Raw genomic sequence first — 24,459 nt, 5'->3', positions numbered from 1 at the left:
TTTGTTCTCATCACTCAATCGGTAATAAGAGGCATTATCTATACCCCTGAATGAAAGTGTCGGTCCCAGTTGATTGCCTTCTGCAGTGTGGTTGTATACAACATCCAGAATTACTTCAATGCCGGCTTTGTGCAATTCACGCACCATTGTTTTAAATTCAACAACCTGTTCACCTTGTATACCGCTGCTGCAGTAACGGGAGTCAGGAGCGAAGAATCCGATGGTGTTATATCCCCAATAATTTACCAGGCCTTTATCTGTCAGATATTTGTCATCTATGAAATGATGCACAGGCATTAGCTCAAGCGCTGTAATGCCGAGCTCTTTTAAATAGTTGATTGTTGCCGGGTGTGCAAGGGCTGCATAAGTGCCGCGGATATTTTCAGGAATTTCGGGATGCAGTTTTGTAAATCCTTTTACATGTGCTTCATAAATAACAGACTCATGATATGGGATCTGAGGTTTTCCGACCCCTTGCCAGTCAAATTGCGGATCTATAACAACTGATTTAGGTGTGAATGGCGCGCTGTCTGTGTGACTGAAACTTAAATCCTGTTGTTCATTTCCCAGCTCATAACCAAATAAGGCATCATTCCAGATAAACGTTCCACTGATTGCTTTTGCATATGGATCAAGCAATAATTTGTTAGAGTTAAACCGGTATCCGTTTTCCGGTTCATATGGGCCATAGACTCTGTAGCCATAGAGCTGACCTGGTTTTGTATCCGGCAAATATATATGCCAGATCTGATGTGTGCGTTCAAATAGTTTTATTTTTAAAGTTTCAACGTCATCTTCCAGAGCATTGAACAGGCATAATTCAACAGCAGTAGCATTTTCAGCATAAAGCGCGAAGTTTACTCCTTTGCCATCCCAGGTAGCTCCTAATGGTAGAGGGTTTCCCGGATAGATTGTAATATTCATAATATAAATTTTAAATTAATTGTAATGCAAAATATCTGTTGCAAATAAAAAATAATTACATGTTTTAGCAGATCTGTTACACGATAAAAATAATTTGATATTCTGTGCTTCTTTATTTATAATATGTTTAGAGGATGTATGTTTTGAAATTATAATGAATGGTAATGTTGTAAGTATTAGAATGTACATTGTAAGATATGAAGTGAAAAATGATATAAATTTAACCGTCATCAAAAGAATGAATTATGGAAACGAAACAAAAACAACTCATATATACGGGTTTATTTAAAAGCCGTGAAAGCATAGAGAATGCATATAATGCATTGTTTCAAAAAGGATATGGGAAAAACTCCATCAGTATTATAATGTTGACAGAAACCCGGGAAAAATATTTTACTGATGTTAATGCAGGAGAAAAGAAGATTAAAGGTTTATGGGCAGCAGTTAATACTGCTACTAGAATTACAGACATTTTAAAGGAAGGTGTAGTCATACCTGGCCGGAACATTGTTGTTACAGGTCCTCTGTCTGCGGGCCTTTCCGGTGCAGGCCGTGGCGGATTTTCCACTGGCGTTATCAGTAGCTTGATTGGGATTCCGGATGTAGAGGCGAAAGAATTTGAAGAAGGGATTGATAATGGGTATATGATCATGAGCGTACAGCCATGTACTTCAGAAGACTCATCGTATCTGGAAAAAGTATGGCAAGAAAATAATGTTGGAGAAGTTTATAAAAAATAATATTAAAAGATAAAAGAAATAAAAATATGAATCGTGACGGATATAGCATCAGCTTATGGCAGGATATGCCAGACTATATATCAAAGAATCTTCCTGCCGAAGCAGATATTGTAATAGTAGGAGGTGGCATAACAGGTTTAAGTACTGACCTTAAATTACAACGTGAAGGAAAAAGATGTGTAGTACTGGAAGCTCAGAATATTGGTTTCGGTACTACAGGCGGTACCACTTCGCATTTAAATACTTTGTTGGATACATCGTATTATCAGATCAGGAAAAACTTTAATGCTGAAGCAGCTGCACAAGTATATGAAGTGACTCATAAAGCCCTGGCGTTAATAGAAAAGAATATTCTTGGGTATGAAATTGACTGCGGTTTCGATCGTAAGACAGCATATCTTTTTGCACAGGATGAAAAGCAGGAAAAAGAGTTGGATAAAATTATTGAAGCCTCCAATGAAGCTGGTTTGCATATGAAAGAAAGTAATGATATTCCCGTGCCTCTTTCATTCAGAAAAGCGGCTAAAGCAACAGATCAGGCACAAATGCACAGTACTAAATATCTATATGGAATTGCAGGAGCCTTTGATAGAATGGGAGGTTGTGTAGTCCAGAATTGCAGGGCTACGGAAGTTACGCATGAAAATAATGAAACGATTGTTCATACTACCAAAGGAAAGATTAAAACTGCACATGTTATTTATGCCACGCATATACCACCAGGTATCAATATTTTACATACACGCTGCGCTCCTTACCGTAGCTACGCAATGGCGGTTACATTAAATGATGAAAATTACCCGGATGCATTGGTATATGATCTGGATGAACCGTATCATTATTACAGAACGCAGGAAGTAAATGGTATGAGATATCTGATTTTTGGCGGCGAAGACCATAAGACCGGCCATAAAGAAAATACAGAATACTGTTTTACAAAATTAGAGAGCTATTTACGGAAGTATTATGATATAAATGAAGTTGCTTATAGGTGGTCTTCTCAATATTATGAATCTGTTGATGGGCTGCCGTATATTGGTCACTTGCCCGGCAATCCTGAAAATGTTTGGGTTGCCACGGGTTTTGGCGGTAATGGAATGATCTTCGGAACAGTAGCATCTTGTATTTTGTCTGATTTGATCTGCAAAGGAAACAGCCCTTATGCGGCATTGTTTTCTCCCTCACGTTTTAAACCGGTTGCAGGATTTACACGCGCTGTAAAAGAAAGTATTGATGTAATCAGTACATTAATAGGTCAAAAGATTTCAATTGAAGAGATTGAAGGGATGTCTGAGCTTGCGCATGATGAAGGAAAGATTGGTAGGTACGAAGGCTGTAATATAGCAGTATATAAAAATACTAGCGGGCAATTATTTGCTATTCATCCTGATTGTCCGCACATGGGATGTTCTGTAGAATGGAACCAGTCAGAGAAGTCATGGGATTGTCCATGCCATGGTTCGCGTTTTTCACATACCGGGGAGGTGCTTACGGCACCCGCTATTAAAGGTCTCAATCGTGTTGAATTATCTGAACAGGAAGAAATAAAACAGAAGGTATAATCCATTTGTGAAGAAAAAAACAGAGGAAATAAATTATGAATATTTATTTCCTCTGTTTTTTTTTAGTTATTTCCATTATTGCCATTGAAATTATGAATGGTCAATGTGTTTTTTTATCCAACAGCTGTTGGAGCGTTTGCGCGTTAAAAGCTGCATAACCTTCCTGGTCATTATCAAAATAGATAAAAACATTTTTGTGATTCTGTTGCCAGTTTATACATTTTTTTGCCCAACTGTTTAATTGTCTTTTGCTGTAGCTGCCCTGGTATTTTCCTGCAGGTCCATGCAGGCGAACATATACAAAGTCTGTTGTTACTTCCATAGGTGATGTATGTCTATCGAGCTCGTAAATACAAAATGCACAATTATATTTTCGAAGCAGGGTGTATACTTCTTCTGTGTACCAGCTTGTATTCCGGAATTCAAAGGCAAAACGGAAATGTTCCGGAAGTTGTTTTAGAAAATCTTCCAGTCTTTGTGTGTTAATTTTCCATCCGGGTGGTAATTGAAAAAGAATGGGACCGAGTTTTTCTTTTAAGCCTGAAGCATTATGAAGAAATGCATGTATGGCTTCGCTGCTTTCCTTAAGCTTTTTCATGTGAGTTATATAACGGCTTCCTTTTACAGCGAATATGAAATTTTCCGGAACGGATTTTTTCCATTGTTTAAATGTGTTGCGTAGAGGGAGATGGTAAAAGGAGTTGTTTAATTCAACTGTATGGAACGTTTGTATGTATTGAGCCAGCTGGTCTTTTTCTTTTATATCCTCCGGATAGAATGTTCCTTTCCAATGTTTGTAATGCCAGCCTGAAGTGCCGATATAGATTGCAGATTTTATTGACATGAGCATTAATACATTTTAATTCTTGTTGTGGTTTCACTTAAATTAATTGAAAGCTGTCAGGATCTGCTTATATAAATAAGAATTTGTATTGTAGTTTTTAATAGAACTACTCCAGATGATGTCATGATAAAATCTATTTGTTACATGTTTTCCACTTACACTGTTCTTATTAAAAGTGTTTTTGTAAATTTTATTTTAAAAGAAAAATGACTACTTATGAAAACTTATATTCAACCTGAAGAACTATATCAAAAGGGTGTTGATTGGGTAATTGCAAATGGGCCACGTGTTATTATTGCAGTTGTTTTTTTATTGATTGGATTCTGGCTCATTAAAACCATTAAGAGGTGGCTGAGTAATTCATTGAAAAGACGAAATGTAAATTCTTCTTTAGCGCCATTTATTCAAAGCCTTGTTATCATTACTCTGAAGATTCTGCTGATTTTATTTGCAATGCAAATACTTGGTATTAAGATGACACTTTTTGCCGCCGGTATCGCTTCTCTTGGTGTAGCTGTTGGTCTGGCATTGTCTGGTACGTTGCAGAATTTTGCCGGTGGTGTACTGATCCTGCTATTAAAACCCTTTAAGAAAGGAGATAATATTGTTGCGCAAGGACAGGATGGTATCGTAGAATCCATTCAGATATTTTTTACTGTGATTACTACATTCGATAATAAAACGGTGATTATTCCAAACAGTAAACTTTCAAACGAGATTATTGTAAACATGAGCCAGCAAGGGAAACGCAGGCTTGACCTGCAGATGAAATTTCCTTATACATCTGATGCGAATAAAGTCCGGGAGGTAATCACTAATTCCGTTCAGGAATCGCAGGATATTCTACCTGACCCGAAGCCCAAAATCGGTGTGGCATCATTGGATATTGATGGTTATGTAATCATTACAGAGCTATGGGTAGAGGCTCTATCTTATTATGAAGTAAAAAATGCCGTTCAGCAACGTATTCTGGATAAGCTTAAAGAGGCAGCAATGAAATAATTAACCAAACACAGCTATAATTAAATTTATCTTTCAACCACTTATACTTTTACTATTATGAAAGCAGCAGTATTTCACCGACCCGGACATATAACCGTTGATAACGTTGATGATCCTAAGATTGAGAAGAATGATGACATTATTCTGAAAATTACGTCTACGGCTATTTGCGGATCAGATCTTCATATTTATGATGGTTTTTTCCCCCAGACTAAACCTCTGATCATGGGTCATGAATTTATGGGCGTTGTAGAAGAAGTAGGTAACGCAGTTACACACCTTAAGGCAGGAGACCGTATTGTAGTGCCTTTTCCGATCGCCTGCGGGAATTGTTATTTCTGTAACCATGATATGCAACCGCATTGCGAACACAGCAACCCCGATCATTATGGACCTGAAGGAGGTGTCCTGAAAGGTAAGGGCGGAGCCTTGTTTGGATATACAGATTTATACGGAGGTTATTCGGGCGGACAGGCGCAGTATGTACGCGTTCCCTATGCAGACTATTCACCAAGGGTAGTGCCGGATTCGTTAAGTGATGAACAGGTATTGTTCCTTACAGATATTTTTCCGACAGGCTGGTCTGCTATAGACTGGGCTGAATTAAAAGGCGGAGAGACTGTCGCTATTTTCGGTTCAGGCCCGGTAGGGCTAATGGCACAGAAAGCAGCCTGGCTTAAAGGCGCAGGAAGGGTTATTGCGATTGATCCGCTTCACTATCGGTTAATAAAAGCAAAACAGGTTAATAATGTAGAGACCCTGAATCCCCATGAAGTTGACGTAGTGCAGGCGATTCGTGATATGACTAATGGCCGGGGAGCTGATGTCTGTGTAGATGCTGTAGGTGTAGAAGCTGAACGTACATTTTTCGATAAAGTAAAAGCTGTTGTCCATTTTGAAAAAGGAACAGACAAAGTACTGGAAACCTGTTTCAAGGCAGTCAGAAGAGGAGGAACTGTTACAGTTGTTGGTGTTTACGGCTCACCTTATGATAATTTTCCGTTACACACCATGTTTGATAAAGGCCTTACTGTAAGACTGGGTCAAGCACCGGTTCAAAAATATATCGATCATTTGTTCTCGTTGGTACAAAATGAAAAAGTAATCTTAAATGATATCGTTACACATGTTTTACCATTATCTGATGCTGCATATGCTTATGATATCTTTAAAAATAAACAGGAGGATTGTGTAAAGGTTATTCTAAAACCATAATACATCTGTAATGTTTTTTGTTTTTACATTCTAAACAAATCAGCTATGTTACATTCAATTTTAGATACACTGGAACTACCCGTCGAACGCCGGCATTTTCTTTTTCGTTCCACACAAACACTGTTGTCGGCCGCATTAATAGCCAGTATGGCGGGCTATGAAACAAATGCTTCTGAGTTACTTAATCCGCAGAATACTTCAGCTGCAGGTCCAGTTGATAAAATCTCCTTACCGCCGCTGGAGGCACAGACAGAACAAAAGAAAGGACCATTACCAAATCCCGAACCTATGGAAAAAAGAATCGGTTATGCAATTGTCGGGTTAGGACACCTGGCACTTGAACAAGTATTGCCATCGTTCGGTGCATGTGAAAAATCAAAAATTACCGCTCTTGTGAGTGGTAACAGAGATAAGGCGTTAACTGTAGCGAAACAATACGGTGTTTCTGAGAAAAGCATCTATGATTATCAGAATTTTGATTCCATTAAAAATAATCCGGACGTTGATGTTGTGTATATCATTTTGCCAAACTGTATGCACGCGGAATTTACGATCCGTAGTGCCAAAGCCGGCAAACATGTATTGTGCGAGAAGCCCATGGCTAATACTGTTGCAGAATGTGAACAGATGATCAAGGCTTGTGAAGACGCGAAACGTAAGTTGATGATTGCTTACAGAATTCAATACGAACCGAATAATACCGAGATCAAAAAAATGGTACGGGAAGAAACATATGGTAAAGTAAAAAGCATTGTTGCCGTTAATGGTCAAAATATAGGTGATCCGTCGCAATGGCGCTTAAATAAAAAACTTGCCGGCGGCGGGAGTTTGCCTGATGTCGGAATTTATTGTTTGAATACCATCCGTTTTCTTATCGGGGAAGAGCCGGTGGAAGTATACGCACAGATTACTACCGATACTGCTGATCCGCGTTTCAAGGAGGTGGAAGATGTTGTAAACTTTCAGCTTACGTTTCCAGGCGGACTCAGAGCTATGTGCGGTACCAGTTATAGCCATCATCAGTCGCGCAATTACAGAGTGTATGCAGAACGTGCGTTCTTTGGCATGGATCCGGCTTTTGCATACGGCGGTTTGCAGATGCATCGTTCCTTTGCGCAGGATGAATCAGAGATATATGAAACACCGAAGCGTACAGCTAAGAATCAATTTGCATTGGAGATTGATCATATGTCAGATTGTGTGCGCACAGATAAAAAACCTTTTACACCCGGTGAAGAGGGATTGCAGGATATGAAGATCATTGAGGCTCTTTATTTGTCGGCCCGTGAAAACAGGCCTGTCCAGTTGAAAAAATACGAAGGAAAGGATTTATTCAGAGGATCAACCCCGGAGAAATAATCTTAATAAATTTCCGATTTAATTATAAAACCATACAGCTATGATAACAGAAATTAAAAACCTGCCTTCCAATATGATTGGCTTTAAAGCTACCAATGAAGTCACAGAGAAAGATTTTGATGAGACTGTGATACCAAAAGTAAAGGAACTGGTGTCAAATACAGATACATCATTGGATAATTTTACATTAGGCGCATGGTTCAAAGATGCACTCATGGGTATTAAAAAGTTAACCAAATGGAATCGTGCAGCGATTGTGACAGATATAAAAGGTGTGAAAACATTTACAGATATCTTTAGTGCACTAATGCCCGGAGAGTTTAAAGCCTTTGAACATAAAGACCAACAGCTGGCGATTGATTGGGTTTCAGGCCAGTGATATTATCAGAAAATAAAAAGAGGTTTGATTAATTAAATCAAACCTCTTTTTATTTATCTCTATTGCTAAAATTATTTTACAATCTGGATATAGCCGGTGTATGGCTCATCAAAGGCGCGGCTATGCAAATCAAGGATATAGAAATAGGTTCCTTCAGGAAGAACCTCTCCGCTTCTGTAATTCGTACCGTTCCATTGAAATGAATTGCCTGTTGCTTTCCATACGATATTACCCCAGCGATTATAAATCACAAATGTAGCATCCGGAAATTCTTCAATGTGTTCAATGTTCCAGGTGTCGTTCACACCATCACCATTCGGAGTGATTACGTTTGGTATGGTAATCGGACTACCGATCGTAATCGTAACATTACTTTCGGCACTGCATGTGCCGGTAGGGTCTGTTGCATACAATGTATAAACAACCGTATTCGTAATTGTTGCATCCGGATTTAAAATGTTCGGATTGCTTAATCCACCTGCTGGCTTCCATATAAAGCTGCCTGCATTGGAAACAGAACCCTGCAAAGTCACTACACCATTTTTGTGAGCCTGCATATTACTTCCTGCAGAAACCTGTGGAGTAGTAATGATGGTCACTTTGGCGACATCCATGGCAGAAGCTTCGCAACCTGCATTTGCTTCTTTGAATGTATATACGCCACCCGGAATATCCTGTGATTTTACTTCATAGGTTGTACCGGTAGCGCCCGGGATTAATACTCCGTTTTTGTACCAGCTGAATGTAGTTCCTGAAGCTTGTGTATGAGTGGCCTTTAAAAGAGCCTTGCCTGGTGTGCATATAGTAGTATCAAGAGCAACCAGTGTTGGGTTCGGTGTTGGCAGTAAATGCAACACATATGTAACAGATGTTGCTGTCGGCGAAGCTGCACACAAAAGTGAAGAAGTCATGATTACATATACGCTGCTGCCATTCGTCGGGGCGCCGGCAGGGGTATAGGTAATGTTGGTAGCACCAGCGATTGCTGTATTAGTAGCTCCGTCATACCATTGATAGGTTGGCGCACTGCCTTGTCCCTGTACTGGAACAGCTGTATAGGTTACCGACGGAATGATATCACATACAGGACCTGTTACGCTGGATGTAACGTTCACCTTTGGCTGCGTGTTTTTGTGTACCTCCAATACAACTGTTCCATCAGCCGGACCGGCATTGCATGCATCAGAAGATGTAACGATAACTTTATATACCGTTCCGCTATCCGCCGGCTGTGGATTGTTGATCAGATAGTTCGCTGTAGTGGCACCTGCTATGGTTGTCCATGGCCCGCTTGCCAAACTTGCTTTTTGCCAGATGTACGCTGGTGTATTACCGGCGTTACTTGTTGTTGCAGTTAAAAAAAGATTTGTTGACTGGCATGTAACCCCATTACTTAAAGAAACATGTGGATGGCTCAATGTATCAACATTGATTTTTATAGTATTTGTGGTATCCCGGTCGCAGCCGGCCATTACAAGGCGTTTATACCAGATCGTGTCGCTTAGAATACCGCTGGTGTAATTTTTCGAAGTAGAACTTCCGGCTGCGTTTTGCCAGGTAGCTCCTTTGTCAATAGATGAATACCACTGATACGTTTGCGTATTAGCTGCGCCGCCGCCGCTTGCCGCTGTCAGTTCTATCAGCGATACACTGGTGCCGGCACATACAGATTGATCATTACCAATACTCCCTACTGATAGTGGCGCATATACATTGATCGCTACCGGTAATGTATAGGCTGTATCACAGCTACCAGGACCCATGCCGGCTCTGCGTCTGTAATACATGGTATCAGTTAATGCAAGTGTTTCTGTATAGTCTAGGGCAGTTGCGCCGGCAATGTCTGACCAGGTAAGTTTATCCGGGGATCGTTGCCATTGGTAGGTTGTTGAACTGCTTCCTCCGCTACCACCTGAAGCGGGTGCAGAACTAAGGATTGGCAGTGTTGGTGTTATGCCTGAACAAATGGTAGGATTACTGCTGCTGATTGTTCCCGGAAAAATGCCGGAAGATATTGTTACCTGTATGGTATCTGAATATACAGCTGCGCAATCACCTGATTGATCCAAACGTCTGAAGTATGTAGTAGCAGAAATGGCCGGCGACTGATAGCCGGCATTCGTTGCGCCGGCGATAGATGTAAATGCGATGTTGTTTAAAGACGATTGCCATTGATAGGTATAGGTTCCTGTTCCTCCGGTATTGGCTGTTAGTTCAATAAATGGATGTACTGGTGTACCCGGACAAATAATCGTATCATTTCCGACGTGTGCAGGTGTAACAGCATCGAGTACAGCAATCGAAATCGGCGGGGAAGTTTCTGCACAGATCGCAGGCGTGTTTGCTCCATCTCTTACAACCAGTTGGTATCTGCCGCTGTCTGTTGCTGTAACATTTGTAACAGTAAGATCCTGGTAGGTAAGAGAAGGTGCCTGAACAACTACTGTGCCTAGTGTATTGGTGCGTATCCAGGAATAAGTATAACCAAATACGGGTGGCGTTGCAGGAAAGGTGATCACATCTTTTTGCAGTACCAGTGTTTTGCCCGCGCATAATTGTGTATTGCTTGTAGCTGCAACTTTGATGGAGACAGAAGTTGGTTTGACGCACGAGATGGCCACGCAGGTTTTGAGTACAACGATTTTTAATGAAATTGAATCCAGGCATTTTTTTGCATTGACGCCATCCTGCACAATCAGGTAATAGGTGCCTGAGTCTGCTTCTGTAACTGTCCGGCTGGTCACAGGATAATCAGCATACTTGCCCGGTGTGCCTACAACCGTCGCTACTGTAGCGGGCTGTTGCAGTTTTTTCCAGGTGAAATAATAGCCGCCGTTTACGGATGCTTTACCTGCTGTAATGCTGTCAATATAACCTTTCAGTTGAAACTGGTCACCCAGATTTTCGCATAGGGTATCATTCACAGTTGCGCGTATGCTGTCCAGGACAGGAGTATTGTTTACACGCACCTGCAAAAAGTTTGTAGCAACAGCCGCGCAATATTTAATGGAGTCTTTCCGAACAAAATAGTTGCTGGTAACAGGTATGCCTGGGTTGTAGCTGCTTGCCTGAGCTCCGGCTATTTTGGTTAATACCGGGATACCTGTTGTGTCCTTGGTACGATACCACTGATATGATAAAGGTCCGCCTGAGGAGCCTGTTCCCGGACTTGCTTCTGTCAATACCGAGGCTGCTGTATTCAGGCAGATTTCCTGATGACTCTGGATAAGCCCTTTTACAGTGGGATTTTGATTGATATGAATATTGATTTTTACAGAATCCTTACACAAGTTTGCTCCGGCTCCGTCCTGTACAATAAGATAATAGGTTCCTGAATCTGCTGGCACAGCAGATCTTACAGTAGCGGGATATGGACTTAGTGTAGCGGACGGTGCAGCAATAATGGTACTTGTAGCACCTTGTACTTTTCTCCAGGAATAATAATAACCGCCATTTAAAGATGGTTGTGTGGCAGTGTTTACATGACCTGTAAGCTGGAAGTTCTCTCCAGTGCACAAGGTATCCCGGACAGCTGAAGTGATTGGTGAGAAAAGAGCTTTATTGTTTACCCGGATCTTTAACAAGTTGGTTGGTACAGCCAGACAGGCTCCAGATGAATCAATACGTCTATAATAGGTTGTCGCATTTACAACACCCGGACTAAAACCTGTGGCAGTTGTACTATAGGCCAGTACTGTTGTCCACGGGCCGGTGGCTGATGTTGCAGAACGTTGCCATTTGTAATTTTTCACTGCAACACCTCCGGTACTTGGAGTGCCTGTAAATGCAGTTGCCGCTGAGCCCAGGCAGATTTCCTGGTCTGTACTGATTGTGCCGGCAACCGGCGGAGCAGTAACGGTAATAGTTACACTCGCCTCGAGGTAACAACTGGCATTGCCCGCATTCCCATCTTCTACACGTAAAGTATAAGTGCCGGCATCTGTTAATGCCGTTGCGCCCCTGGTAAACGGAGCATATGTAGTACTTGCTGTTGTTTGTGCAACACCATTTTTAAACCATGTGTAGTAATAGTTCGCATTTGCCGGAGCCACAGCGGCAGAAATTGTTAATGCACTTCCGAGGCAATAGGCAGTTGCCACACCTGGTGTTAGTGTTATGCTGGCAGGTGGCGTGCAGCTTGGAACATTATGGATAAAAGAAATGTCATCGTAATAACCATCATTATCACTTGGAGTGATGCGTTTGCTGATAAGGCGTATACGCACGGAACGCGTGCCCACAGGCGCAACCCGTGTGTCGGTATTATTTGTCCAGGATGTGAATACCGCACTCCCTGTATCATAAAAATCCAGAACATTATCCGCCGCATCGCGGTATTCCACAACAATGCGGGACTGATCCAGGTCATTACTGAATGGTGAAACGTTTTTGTATCCTCTGCGCCAGCCCGAAAAGGTATAGCTTGAAGTACCCGCATCTATTTCGGCGCTATAGGCATTAAGAGGAATGTTCTGATAAAGCTCTGTAATGTTATTGCCTGAAACGCTGGTATTATCACCGGGATAAAAATGATAACTACCGCTATGCGGCGGTCGGTTGGCTGCAGATCTCCATTGCCAGTTCTCTGCAGGATCAGCCTGTACCCAGCCAATCCAAAGGGTGGTTATTTCAGCTCCGCCGTTCTGTATAAGTTCCTGGGCCATTACGCTGCAGAGTCCGCCAAAGAAAAGCACAATACTAATTATAAATCGCATGTTCAGATACAGAAGAGATATGGATTCAGAATATTACCGGGGTTAGGGCACAATTCTGATAGACCTGTTTATATTATATATACTGTTTAAACACCTAAAAGTAACATTTATGTGGGGAAAAATGATTGAGCAAGAAACATTTCGGGAAATTTCCCAATCATATGGAAAACGGTGCATTACCGGAGTTTTCAGGATAAGAAACACTGTTAATAGGGATTTGTATCTTCTTTATCCTGATAAAAAATACTATATTATATATTGTTTGAATTTAATTATGCTATGTATTTGCTCTAGTATTTTATGAATCAGGTTTTTAAGTGGTTGTTAAAGATGTTGAAGGTAATTTTTGTGCGGCCTTTTACCTGGTATGCTTCGCTCACGCTGCGTAAAAAAATCTTTGTGGGAATAGTGACGTGTATTTCCTTTTGTCTACTGGTTCTGTTATTTCCGGTATTCTTATTTTTTGCCGTATCCGGAGGAATGTTTGGTAAAATGCCCTCAGATTCAGAATTGCTTGCCATCAAGAGCTATCAGGCTTCAGAAGTGTATTCGGCAGATAGTGTTCTGCTGGGCAGATATTTCGTTGAGAATCGTTCTGATACTAAATACCGGGATGTTTCAAAACATCTTTTCGATGCAATCATTGCTACCGAGGATGCCCGTTTCTATAAGCATACAGGTGTTGATACAAGAAGTCTGCTGCGTGTATTATTCAAGTCTATTCTATTGAGACAGCAGGCTGGCGGAGGCAGTACCATCACCCAGCAGCTGGTTAAAAATTTATTTGGCCGCAAAAGTTATGGTGTTCTGTCAATGCCTGTCAATAAGATTCGAGAAGCTATCATCGCAAATCAATTGGAGAAATTGTATTCCAAAGAAGAGATTCTGATGATGTACGTCAATACAGTTTCTTTTGGTGAAGATACTTATGGAATCAAGACAGCGGCTCAGCGTTTTTTCCAGGTAAATCCAGATAAATTAAAGCTCGAACAGGCGGCAGTGTTGGCCGGTATGCTGAAGTCTCCGACCTATTACAATCCACGTACACGGCCGGATAATGCGCTGAAGCGTCGTAATGTGGTATTTGAGCAGATGGAAAAGTATAAGTATCTCACTGCAGCGGAAGCAAAGACAGCTTCAGCGCAGCCGTTAATACTGAATTATAACCGGATGGAATATACCGAAGGACTGGCTCCGTACTTTCGCGATTATCTGAGAACATACGTTGAACAGTTACTAGGTCAATATAAAAAAGCTGACGGCTCCGCTTATAATCTGCTTACAGACGGATTGAAGATTTATACAACCATTCAGTCAGATCTGCAGCGGTATGCCGAAAGCGCAGCAGTCGATCATTTAAAACGTATTCAGCCTAAATTGCAGAAGGAGTTGCAGGCCTCCGGATTTTTTAGAAAACAAAATGAACTGCTTGAGCGGGCACTGAAGCAAACACCCCGTTATCAGGCATTGGAAGAGCAAGGTCTTTCCGAACGGGAAATCAGAAAAGCGTTGCAGCAAAAGGATAGCATAACCATGCATACATTATGGGGAGAAAAACAACAATACCTTTCCACGGAAGATTCTGTCAAGGCTGTAATAGGTTCATTACAGACCGGCATGCTGGTTGTGAATCCGCATAGCGGCGCAGTGTTGGCATGGGTGGGCGGTGCAAATTACAAACAGGTACAATATGAACATGTGCGTGCCAAAAGGCAGGCAGGATCAGTATTTAAACCGATTGTGTATGCCCAGGCATTACGGGCAGGTATGGATCCCTGTGAGTTCATACCCAATCAGGAAATTACATATTCGCAATACGATGACTGGACGCCGGATAATTCAAGTGAACGGGAAAACGGAAGGTATTCAATGGCGGGAGCCCTTGCCAATTCTGTTAATACAATCAGTGTACAGATCTGTATGAAGGCTGGCATACAGAATGTAATTTCCCTTGCCCGTTCCCTGGGTATAGAAAGTGAATTACCTGCGAAGCCCTCTATCGCGCTTGGTACAGCAGATGTGAGTCTGTGGGAACTGGTAGGAGCCTATACGGCATTTGCCAATAACGGAGTAAGAACGGAGCTACAGTTTATTACAGCTATTGTGAATGAGCATGGTAAGCGGCTCTTTAATTCAAAACCTTCTTTTTATCGTGTATTTACCGTTGAGCAGGCTCACCAGATGACAAACATGCTTTGCAATGTTACTGATAAAGGCACGGCCCATGAACTAAGGGATGTTTATGGCTTTACAGGAAGTATCGCTGCCAAGACAGGAACAACGCAGGATCATAAAGACGGCTGGTTTATGGGATATACTGCAGGACTGCTGGCAGGTGTTTGGGTGGGCGCTGATAATCCCGCGGTTCATTTTATAAATATGGAACAGGGTAGAGGATCAGCAACTGCAATGCCCATCTGGGCTGGATTTTACAAACGTGTACGGCAGGATCCTGAGTTCAGATATCTGGCTCCCGGTACTTTTCCTTTTGTGAATGATGTAACGTGTGAAATGTATAAAGACGATACATTCATCCAAAAAATTTTTGGTCGTAAAAGTAAAACAGATAATACTACAGGTCTGGAAGAAACAAAACGTGAACGCAGAAAAAAACGGAAACGGATAAATTGACGTGAGTCTATGACAGATTCATTTGTACTTTTTTAAATTATTACCTTTGGTTTATCCGCCCTTTTTACAGGATTATGCCCACTAATATCCTGTAATTTGCCCGCCCATTTTGCATTAAAATCAATAATCTGAATAAAAATTACGTAATTTTTATTCAGATTATTGTATGCTTATAGTTTAAATATTAAGTAGTTTTTTTATATTAAAAACAAATTGTTTTTTCGTAAATAATTCATTTCTGGATGTATAGCTAATATAAACTATAAAACAATCTATATAATTATTGCAAGAATCTTCAAAAATCATTTTTAAATACTTAAGTAGTTTTATAATATTGTTTAAATACTTAAGTATTTATGTTTAACACTAAACAACTAACGAAATGATTGGTACATGTAAGTTCTTGTCAACAGTAGGGATGTCGGTGCTACTGACATCAGCATCCTTAGCAAACGGACCTCAGGTTACGAATAAGGAAGATCCTATTAAGAAAAAGTCAACGACGCAGAATAAAAACGGCTCTGAAGTTTTTAAGACTATGCAAAAGACCCCGAAAAATAAATACATACTGCGTGAAGTACCAGGTTACTTTTTTGAAACGGGAACAGAGACAACAACGAAAGCTGTAGCAGATACCACACCATTTAAACCAAGCATTTCTGCAGGTGCTATTGTACATATGTTTGGTTCGTATTCTCAGGCAGGGTTCGGTCCGGGTGGTAATGCAAGCGAAGACTGGAACAAAGGTTTTTCTTTGTACAGAGCCAGGATCTTATTAGGCGGACAACTTTCTAAAAAGGGTAGCTTTTTTATGGAAACGGAAATTCCTACGATCATTGGCACACGAATAGACTCAACAACAAAAAATGTTAAAGTCTCACCGATCATTTTAGATTGTCAGTATGAGCATAAGTTCAGCACTACATTGACACTTATCGGTGGTATGCAGTTGGTATCCCATAACCGTAACGGTTTACAGGGGGCTGCTTCTTTACTTGCAAATGACTTTACTTTTTTTCAATATCCATATAACCTGTTTGCAAACCAACCTTTACAAGGAAACTTTGGCCGTGATCTTGGTGTGAATGCAAGAGGATATTTTTTAAATGAAAAGCTTGAATACCGTATTGGCGTTTTCACAGGCCGTCGCGCTACAGACAATTCTCCGCTCAGAACAGTTGGCCGTTTGGTATACAACTTTTTGGATGCTGATAAAAACTATTATTATTCAGGAACAAATCTTGGTAACGGCAAGACGATTTCATTAGGTGCCGGTTTTGACGCACAAGGTTCGTATTCAAATGTAGGTGCGGATCTATTCATTGATATGCCTGTTGGAAGTCCAGGCTCAGTTACATTAAGTACTGCATTCAGTTACATGACGGGTGGTACAAGCTTAACGGCAACAAACTCCTTTGCTCAGTTGATTCCAAAACAAACGACACAGTTACTTGAACTGGGGTACTATTTCAAGGATGTTAAACTTCAGCCATACATCCGTTACGAAAATCAAAGTATCAACGCCGAAGACAATCAGGTAACACCAGGCATGGATAAAAGTACATTCAATAAATTAAATTCCGGATCAGTGTTCGGCGGTGGTTTAAACTATTTCTTCAATGGTTATGGTACAAACTTACGTCTGTCTTATACATCATTTACAAAAGGTGTAATGAATACTTCCGGAGAAGTTGATAAAAAATCATTCGGGCAAATCTGGTTGCAATTACAGTTCTTTATTTTCTAAAAAAAAATAATAACGATAAATAAATATATATGCTTACACCCATACTCATAGGCTTAAGCCACTCGATTGAATCCGATCACGTAATTGCAGTCAGCAATCTGATTGATGTACGTAACAGCTCTTTCAAAGAAGCTTTGCGCGGTGCGTCCTGGGGACTTGGTCATACTGTATCTGTAATGTGTACGGCATTTATGCTTTTGTTTATAAGACATTCGGTTGAATTTTCTACTTCTTTTTCACTCGAATTACTGGTGGGTATTATGATGGTTGTTATTGGTGTAATACGATTTATGTCTATTGCAACAAAGAACCATGTGCATCCGCACCGGGAAAATAAATATGTGTTTTTTAATGTAGGCATTATTCATGGACTTGCCGGAAGCGGCACGATTGCAGTACTCCTGACAAGTCAGTTTAGTACTTTATATGAACAAACACAGTTTCTTGTTTTATTCGGTATTGGCACAATTATCGGAATGGGGATCATCGCGGCTTTTTTTACACGGCTTAAATTTTTAAAGCCTCAGTACTTAACTGCCTTTTCCTGTATCATCGCTTTGGTATCTGTACTCTATGGAATAAAAATTATATACGAACAATTCTATACCTATATCAACTAAACGAAACAACTATGAAAACATCACGATTAAATTTCATACAGCTGCTTAAGTATGTATGTATTTTACTGGCTGCCGGTTTTGTCCTGGTAAGCTGCTCTGGCGGTGAGACAAAAACGGAGGGCGGAAAAACGGACTCAACGAAATCAGAAGAAACAATCAAAGTAGGTATTCTGCATTCATTAAGCGGAACAATGGCTATTTCTGAAGTTTCCCTAAAGGATGTTATTGAAATGGCTATTGATGAAATCAATGCTTCCGGTGGGTTGTTGGGTAAAAAAGTAGAAGCAGTGATTGTAGATCCGGCATCTGATTGGGATTTATTCGCAGAAAAATCCAAAGAACTAATTCTGGATAAAAAGGTTACAGCTGTATTTGGTTGCTGGACTTCTGTTTCCCGTAAATCAGTACTACCGGTATTTGAAGAACATAATAACTTATTGTTCTATCCGGTGCAGTATGAAGGTGAAGAATGTTCTGCGAACGTAATTTATTCCGGAGCTACTCCTAATCAGCAGCTGATCCCTGCTGCCGAATATCTGATGAGTGAAAAAGGCGGTGGTTATAAAAAATTCTATCTCTTAGGTACTGATTATGTATTTCCGAGAACAGCAAACAAAATTCTGAAAGCGTTTTTATTGTCTAAAGGTGTGCCGAAAGAAAATATCATTGAAGAGTATACTCCTTTTCACCACCAGGATTATCAAACGATTGTATCTAAAATTAAAAAGTTTGCTGCTGGCGGCAAAGCCTGTGTATTAAGTACAGTGAACGGGGATTCAAACGTGCCTTTCTACAAAGAATTTTCAAACCAGGGATTAACAGCAGGTATTTGTCCGATTATGGCATTCTCAGTAGCTGAAGATGAGTTGCGTTCAATGGATACAGAATTTTTAGTTGGTCACCTTGCTGCATGGAACTATTACCAATCTCTTGATACGCCTGAGAATAAAAAATTTGTATCAGCCTTCAAAGCATATTGTGCTAAAAAAGGTTTACCTGGCGGCGATAAACGAGTTACAGATGATCCGATCTGTTGGGCATACACAGATGTTTATCTATGGAAAAATGCTGTAGAGAAGGCGGGTACAACAGATATTGCGAAGATGCGTCCGGAATTATATGGTCTTGAATTTTTATCTCCAGGCGGTCTGGTTAAAATGAGCCCGATCAACCATCACCTTGAGAAGCCTGTATTGATCGGTGAGATCAGAAGTGATGGTCAATTCGATATAATCTGGAAAAGCAATGGATTGGTGTCTCCTGAACCTTGGTCTAAATTAACATCACCGAATAAGAGTTGCGATCATGTCAACCACGGCGGTACCTATAACATTAAGTAATTCCTGAATTAGCAGGAATCGGTAGCGCCTGCTGCCAGTATGTCTTCATGATTAATAGTTTATAATAATGTTAAAAGGGTGATTAAGCTGGCTGTATGTTTGTGTGCAAGGAAACTGCAGCCAGCTCTTTTAACTTTTATTTCTCATTACTTACCATGTAGTTCGATGAAACATTTTCTTTATATAGCATTATTGTTTTGCGGAAGTCTGGCTTCAGGATCTTCGTTGCAAAAAGATTCTTTATCCTATTTTGTTCGGGCTTCTCTTGCCGGAAATGATTCCATGAAACAATTGTCAATAAAGCGATTGGTTGAATCGGGCAATGCTGATGTATATCCGTTCCTTGCAGCTATCTATGATAAAAAGATATATCTGTTAAATGATAAACCGGTAACAACCGGTACTAAAACAACAGCAGAAGATGGAACAGATTTTTACGAAGTGTATATGTTATATCCGGATAATACATCGTTGAAAGATGCTTCTGGCGCAACGCTTACACTCCCTTTATCAAAATTAAAAGAACTTGAATATAGTCGCAGTGAGCGGCTATTGATTGGGCAAATAGGGTCTTTTCTGAATATATCCAGTGTGGATCCTGAAAAACGAAAGGCTGCTTATGGCCAATTTCAGTCGTCTAAAGATACCGCAGTATTATCAGTTTTACATGCAGCGTTTGCCCGCGAAACTTCACCGGATTTAAAATCAATTGCTCAGGAAACTATTTTTTGTATTGAATTAAATACATCTGCAAATAAAAAAAGAAAGAAAATATTGATTGACAGTCTTGTCATAAATTGGGGGGCTAATACACAATCTATTTTAGAAGCTTATGAATCTTCTGAAAATGATCCGGAACTTAAAGCATACGCGAAAGCTGCTATTGATGATCTGCGTGGGAAACACGAACGATTGGGAGTTATTCAGAATTTATTCAGTGGATTAAGTTTAGGAAGTATTCTTATTATGGTTGCTCTGGGTTTATCTATTATCTATGGACTAGCCGGTATTATTAACATGGCACATGGAGAGTTTCTGATGATAGGAGCTTATACCACATTTGTTATTCAGAATTTATTGCCCAAAGGCGATCTCTTTTTCTGGATTTCTCTACCTGTTTCATTTCTGGTTGCAGGAGCCTTTGGTTTTATTATAGAACGTTTGATCATCCGTTATTTATATTCACGTCCGCTGGAAAGTCTGCTTGCCACCTGGGGTGTGAGTCTTGTGCTGATTCAGTTTGCACGAACCTTGTTCGGAGATCTTACAGCAGTACGTACACCAGCCGTTTTGTCGGGCGGTTGGGAAATTACTTCACATTTGGTATTGCCTTATAACCGCTTGTTCATAATCAGCCTCTGTCTTTTTATGATAGGGATTACATACTATACATTGTATAAAACACGCCTCGGCTTGAGAGTACGTGCCGTGACACAAAACCGGAGCATGAGTTCCTGTCTTGGAATTGAAACGAGCAAAGTGGATGCAATTACATTTTTTCTCGGCTCCGGACTTGCAGGTACAGCAGGTTGTGCCATGACACTGATCGGAAATGTTGTTCCGGATATGGGACAAACATACATTGTAGATTCCTTCCTTGTTGTTGTCACCGGTGGCGTAGGAAATATTGCCGGTACTATCGTATCAGGCTTTGGTATTGGTTTCATATTTAAGATCCTTGAATCATTCTTTGAAGCTGTATATGGTAAAGTGCTTATACTTGTTATCATTATCTTATTCCTGCAGTTCCGGCCTAAAGGTTTATTTCCTGACAAAGGCCGTATTGCTGAAGATTAATTTATTAACTGTATTATGATCTTTGATTATGAAAAAATATCTGAATAGTAATTCCTTATTTTATATCATTCTTATTGGCATCTTCCTGGTGATTCTTCCGTTAGGTAACCTGCTTGGTTTTGTTTCCAATAATACCATTTCTTTATGGGGAAGATATTTTTGTTTTGCTATTGCGGCATTGGGTGTTGATCTGATCTGGGGATACTCCGGAGTATTGTCCATGTGTCAGGCAGTATTCTTTTGCCTCGGTGGCTATGCTATTGCCATGCACATGCTGCTTGTAGCAGGTGGTGAAGATCCTTCCGGTATTCCGGATTTTATGGTGTGGAATCAGGTTGAAGTATTGCCTGCCTTTTGGGAACCCTTCCATTCTTTTAGTTTATCATTTATTCTTGCCTTGCTGATCCCTGGTGTTTTCGCTTTTATCTTTGGGTACTTTGTGTTCAGGAGCCGTATCAAAGGTGTTTATCTTGCGATTATTACACAGGCCCTCGCGCTGGCTATGTGGCTTATTTTTCTCCGCAATGAAACAATGCTTGGCGGAACAAACGGATTGACGGGCTTTAAAACACTGCTTGGATTTTCGCTTTCAAATCCTTCAACAAAGCTGTCATTATATATATTATCATTTGTTGTAATGTTTGGCTTGTATCTGTTTTGCAGATGGCTGGTAAATTCAAAATTCGGAAAAGTATTGGTAGCAATCCGTGACAGTGAATCACGCGTTAGTTACACCGCTTACAATGTAGTAAATTATAAGCTTGCTGTATTTGTTATTGCTGCGGTTGTTGCAGCTATCGGCGGCATGTTATATGTGCCCCAGACGGGGATCATCACACCTGGCCGTATGGATGTGAAAGCATCCGTTGAAATGGTCATGTGGGTTGCCTTGGGTGGTCGCGGCCGTTTAAAGGGGGCAATCATCGGCGCTTTGCTGGTGAACTATTTATATAGTGTTTGTACCAGTCTGTTTCCTGAATCATGGTTATACATCTTAGGAATTTTATTTATACTGACTGTACTCTTCTTTGAAAAAGGCTTCTGGGGATTAATCGAAATGCTTGAAAATAAAATCAACGTCTTATCATCAGATAAATCTGTTTCTAAAATAAATTCTTAATCCATACACATATGCTACTGAACGTAAAAAATCTGCACGTATCCTTTGGAGGAGTGAAAGCGCTGAATCTTTCCAACTTCAATGTGCAGCAAAATGAGCTTCGCGTCATCATTGGCCCGAATGGTGCAGGTAAATCAACCTTTATGGATATTCTCTGCGGGAAAACAAAACCTAATGGCGGAGATGTTACTTTCAACGGACAGGAAATCCTGGGAAAAAAAGAAGTGAACATTGCGCGTATGGGAATCGGGCGAAAATTTCAAAAACCTTCTGTGTTTCCGAGTTTATCAGTGTTTGATAATATGCTGCTTTCTGTTCGTATGCATAAAGGATTATTGACCTCTATGTTTTTTAAAATGAATGCCGAAATCAGAGACCGCATTGAGTCGGTAGCAGAAAAGGTTGGCTTGGGTAAACATCTGGAAACACTTGCAGGTAATTTATCTCACGGTCAAAAACAGTGGCTTGAAATTGCCATCGTTATTCTGCAGGATCCTAAGCTGATGCTTATTGATGAACCGGCAGCTGGTATGTCTGATGAAGAAACTTATAAAACCGGAGAGCTATTAACAGACCTTGCAAAGAAACATAGTGTAATAGTTATTGAACACGATATGGGTTTTGTGAAACAGATTGCGCAGAATCTGGTTACAGTATTAGTTCGCGGCCAGTTATTGATGGAAGGGTCTTTTGAACAGGTTCGGAATGATGAGCGTGTTATTGATTCTTATCTTGGCAGGGCAAATACAGCGCTGGAGAAATAGTTGTGTATAGTTTCTGGTCACTAGAATGCCTACTATAAGCACTATTGCCAGTCTTTAGAAAGCTGTCAACTACTTCTGTAATATATATTCATCATAGTCTAGTAACTGGCAACTAGCACCTGGTAACTAAAAGAAACATGAAAGAAATTATACTTGAATCCAACGACCTGCATGCTGCTTACGGGCAGAGTATGATTTTATGGGGTTTGAATTTTAAAGCTGAAAAAGGAAAAGTAACAACAATCATGGGACGTAATGGAGTTGGTAAAACTACTTTATTAAAAACCATCATGAGTCTGGTACAGGTATCCAAAGGTACCATAACATATAAGGGCGAAGAGATTCAGGCATTGCCTTCATTTAAAAAAGCCAATATGGGAATTGGTTATGTGCCGCAGGGCAGAGAGATTATTCCAAAACTTACGGTGTACGAAAATATCAAGCTTGGCATGGAAGCATTGGGGAGCAAGTCGAAAGCCAAAATACCTGAAGATGAAATTTATGCAATGTTTCCTATTTTAAAGGATTTCAGGAAGCGCCTTGGCGGCAATTTAAGCGGTGGTCAGCAACAGCAGCTCGCTATCGCACGTGTACTGGTAAGTAACCCTTCTCTGATTCTATTGGATGAGCCTACGGAAGGGATACAGCCTTCTATTTCACAGGAGATAGGTGAAGTATTGAAAAAGCTGGCGGTTGAAAAAAATATTACAGTGCTGCTTGTGGAACAGAAAATAGATTTCGCCAAACAGATCACCGATTATTATTATTTTATGGATCGTGGGAAGATGCTGATGGAAGGAAGTAAAGAAGAGTTGGATCTTGACGATATCCGAAAATATTTATCCGTTTAGTAGCTAGTTTCTAGACACTAAAAATATTTATTGTAATACAAGTTGGAAGAAGAATTAATCTGGTAGCTAGCTACTAGTACCAGGAAACTAAATCAATATATGAGACTTGCACCGAAAGATATTGAAAAACTTATACTGCATAATGCCGGAGCGCTTGCACAGAAAAGATATGCAAGAGGCATTCTGCTGAATTATCCGGAAACGATAGCACTTTTATCCGCGCAGCTTTTGGAGTTCATCCGTGAAGGTTATAGCGTAGCAGAATTGATGGATCTTGGTATGAAGATTCTTGGTGTGGATGATGTAATGGAAGGTGTTGCGCAAATGGTAGATGAGGTGCAGATCGAAGGCACTTTCCCCGATGGAACCAAACTGGTCACGATTCATCATCCTGTATGTAATAAAAATCTTTCAAACGGATATGCATTGTATGGCTCAGGTCTGACAAAATCAAATGAGAAACTGATTATTGATAATACCATTAATCCGTCACCTGGAGCAAAAGAATATGCACCGGATCCGATTGAGCTGAATGCGGGAAGAAAAGTAAAAACCATTGAAGTGATTAACTCCGGAGACAGGCCTGTTCAGGTTGGATCGCATTATATTTTTTCAGAGACAAATGCTGCATTGAAGTTTGATCGTGTAGGAGTAATCGGTTATCGTCTTAATATCCCGGCAGGTACGGCAGTACGATTTGAACCGGGAGAAAAGAAAATTATAAACCTTGTCGAAATTGCCGGAGAACAAAAAATATTTGGCGGCAATAACCTGATACAGGGAAGGGTTACAGAATCAGATCTGCTGCAGATCGCGGAACGTATGAAACAACACGGATTTATTTAACAC

18 protein-coding genes are annotated in these 24,459 nt (G+C 40.4%); 15 read left to right on the top strand and 3 right to left on the bottom strand.

Features of this window, described 5'->3' with window-relative positions:
* Window positions 1-924: alpha-amylase family glycosyl hydrolase (locus tag ACTHJT_RS02040; protein ID WP_440236020.1), on the bottom strand; the 924-nt coding region annotated here is incomplete at its 3' end.
* A gap of 245 nt (window positions 925-1,169) precedes the next feature.
* Here ACTHJT_RS02040 and ACTHJT_RS02035 point away from each other — a divergent pair.
* Window positions 1,170-1,664, top strand: coding sequence for a hypothetical protein (locus ACTHJT_RS02035; protein WP_440236019.1), 495 nt, complete (start codon window positions 1,170-1,172; stop codon window positions 1,662-1,664).
* Between the two features lie 26 nt (window positions 1,665-1,690).
* Window positions 1,691-3,226 carry an FAD-dependent oxidoreductase gene (locus ACTHJT_RS02030; protein WP_440236018.1) on the top strand — a complete coding sequence of 512 codons (1,536 nt, stop codon included), beginning with the start codon at window positions 1,691-1,693 and terminating at the stop codon, window positions 3,224-3,226.
* Window positions 3,227-3,326: 100 nt separating this feature from the next.
* Here ACTHJT_RS02030 and ACTHJT_RS02025 read toward each other — a convergent pair whose 3' ends face one another.
* Window positions 3,327-4,070, bottom strand: coding sequence for a DUF72 domain-containing protein (locus ACTHJT_RS02025; protein ID WP_440236016.1), 744 nt, complete (start codon window positions 4,068-4,070; stop codon window positions 3,327-3,329).
* 216 nt (window positions 4,071-4,286) lie between these two features.
* On the opposite strand from ACTHJT_RS02025, the gene ACTHJT_RS02020 reads away from it, so the two are divergent.
* From ACTHJT_RS02020 to ACTHJT_RS02005, 4 genes are read left to right on the top strand one after another with little or no spacing between them, the layout of a single operon-like run.
* Window positions 4,287-5,072: a mechanosensitive ion channel family protein gene (locus ACTHJT_RS02020; RefSeq protein ID WP_440236014.1), complete on the top strand. Its 786-nt coding sequence runs from the start codon at window positions 4,287-4,289 to the stop codon at window positions 5,070-5,072.
* A gap of 57 nt (window positions 5,073-5,129) precedes the next feature.
* Window positions 5,130-6,287 carry a zinc-dependent alcohol dehydrogenase gene (locus tag ACTHJT_RS02015; protein WP_440236012.1) on the top strand — a complete coding sequence of 386 codons (1,158 nt, stop codon included), beginning with the start codon at window positions 5,130-5,132 and terminating at the stop codon, window positions 6,285-6,287.
* Between the two features lie 45 nt (window positions 6,288-6,332).
* Window positions 6,333-7,646 carry a Gfo/Idh/MocA family protein gene (locus tag ACTHJT_RS02010; protein WP_440236011.1) on the top strand — a complete coding sequence of 438 codons (1,314 nt, stop codon included), beginning with the start codon at window positions 6,333-6,335 and terminating at the stop codon, window positions 7,644-7,646.
* Between the two features lie 40 nt (window positions 7,647-7,686).
* Complete coding sequence (locus ACTHJT_RS02005; RefSeq protein WP_440236009.1) at window positions 7,687-8,025, top strand: STAS/SEC14 domain-containing protein; 339 nt, start codon at window positions 7,687-7,689, stop codon at window positions 8,023-8,025.
* Between the two features lie 71 nt (window positions 8,026-8,096).
* Here the strand turns inward: ACTHJT_RS02005 and ACTHJT_RS02000 are convergent, their stop codons facing one another.
* Window positions 8,097-12,740 (bottom strand): gliding motility-associated C-terminal domain-containing protein, encoded by a 4,644-nt coding sequence (locus tag ACTHJT_RS02000; RefSeq protein ID WP_440236007.1) that lies wholly within the window; start codon window positions 12,738-12,740, stop codon window positions 8,097-8,099.
* Window positions 12,741-13,070: 330 nt separating this feature from the next.
* Here ACTHJT_RS02000 and ACTHJT_RS01995 point away from each other — a divergent pair, with 330 nt between their 5' ends.
* From ACTHJT_RS01995 to ureA, 9 genes are all read left to right on the top strand, one after another.
* On the top strand, window positions 13,071-15,371 hold the full coding sequence (locus ACTHJT_RS01995) for a transglycosylase domain-containing protein (protein WP_440236005.1): 2,301 nt from the start codon (window positions 13,071-13,073) through the stop codon (window positions 15,369-15,371).
* A 382-nt stretch (window positions 15,372-15,753) separates the two neighbouring features.
* Complete coding sequence (locus tag ACTHJT_RS01990) at window positions 15,754-17,118, top strand: hypothetical protein (protein WP_440236003.1); 1,365 nt, start codon at window positions 15,754-15,756, stop codon at window positions 17,116-17,118.
* 29 nt (window positions 17,119-17,147) lie between these two features.
* Window positions 17,148-17,738 carry a hypothetical protein gene (locus ACTHJT_RS01985; RefSeq protein WP_440236002.1) on the top strand — a complete coding sequence of 197 codons (591 nt, stop codon included), beginning with the start codon at window positions 17,148-17,150 and terminating at the stop codon, window positions 17,736-17,738.
* 11 nt (window positions 17,739-17,749) lie between these two features.
* Window positions 17,750-19,078: an urea ABC transporter substrate-binding protein gene (urtA, locus tag ACTHJT_RS01980; protein ID WP_440236000.1), complete on the top strand. Its 1,329-nt coding sequence runs from the start codon at window positions 17,750-17,752 to the stop codon at window positions 19,076-19,078.
* A gap of 165 nt (window positions 19,079-19,243) precedes the next feature.
* Window positions 19,244-20,875: an urea ABC transporter permease subunit UrtB gene (urtB, locus tag ACTHJT_RS01975; protein WP_440235999.1), complete on the top strand. Its 1,632-nt coding sequence runs from the start codon at window positions 19,244-19,246 to the stop codon at window positions 20,873-20,875.
* Window positions 20,876-20,903: 28 nt separating this feature from the next.
* Window positions 20,904-21,995 carry an urea ABC transporter permease subunit UrtC gene (gene urtC / locus ACTHJT_RS01970; protein ID WP_440235997.1) on the top strand — a complete coding sequence of 364 codons (1,092 nt, stop codon included), beginning with the start codon at window positions 20,904-20,906 and terminating at the stop codon, window positions 21,993-21,995.
* Between the two features lie 11 nt (window positions 21,996-22,006).
* Window positions 22,007-22,759: an urea ABC transporter ATP-binding protein UrtD gene (gene urtD, locus ACTHJT_RS01965; protein WP_440235996.1), complete on the top strand. Its 753-nt coding sequence runs from the start codon at window positions 22,007-22,009 to the stop codon at window positions 22,757-22,759.
* Between the two features lie 137 nt (window positions 22,760-22,896).
* Window positions 22,897-23,610 carry an urea ABC transporter ATP-binding subunit UrtE gene (gene urtE / locus ACTHJT_RS01960; RefSeq protein WP_440235994.1) on the top strand — a complete coding sequence of 238 codons (714 nt, stop codon included), beginning with the start codon at window positions 22,897-22,899 and terminating at the stop codon, window positions 23,608-23,610.
* Between the two features lie 99 nt (window positions 23,611-23,709).
* A complete protein-coding gene (gene ureA / locus ACTHJT_RS01955) occupies window positions 23,710-24,456 on the top strand; it encodes an urease subunit gamma (protein ID WP_440235993.1) in 747 nt (248 codons plus the stop codon).
* Window positions 24,457-24,459: the final 3 nt, after the last annotated feature.

Source organism: Cytophaga sp., from assembly GCF_051961495.1.
GTDB lineage: Bacteria > Bacteroidota > Bacteroidia > Cytophagales > Cytophagaceae > Cytophaga.
The sequence above is the reverse complement of the archived record's forward strand: the minus strand, read 5'-3'. Positions and strand labels throughout refer to the sequence as shown.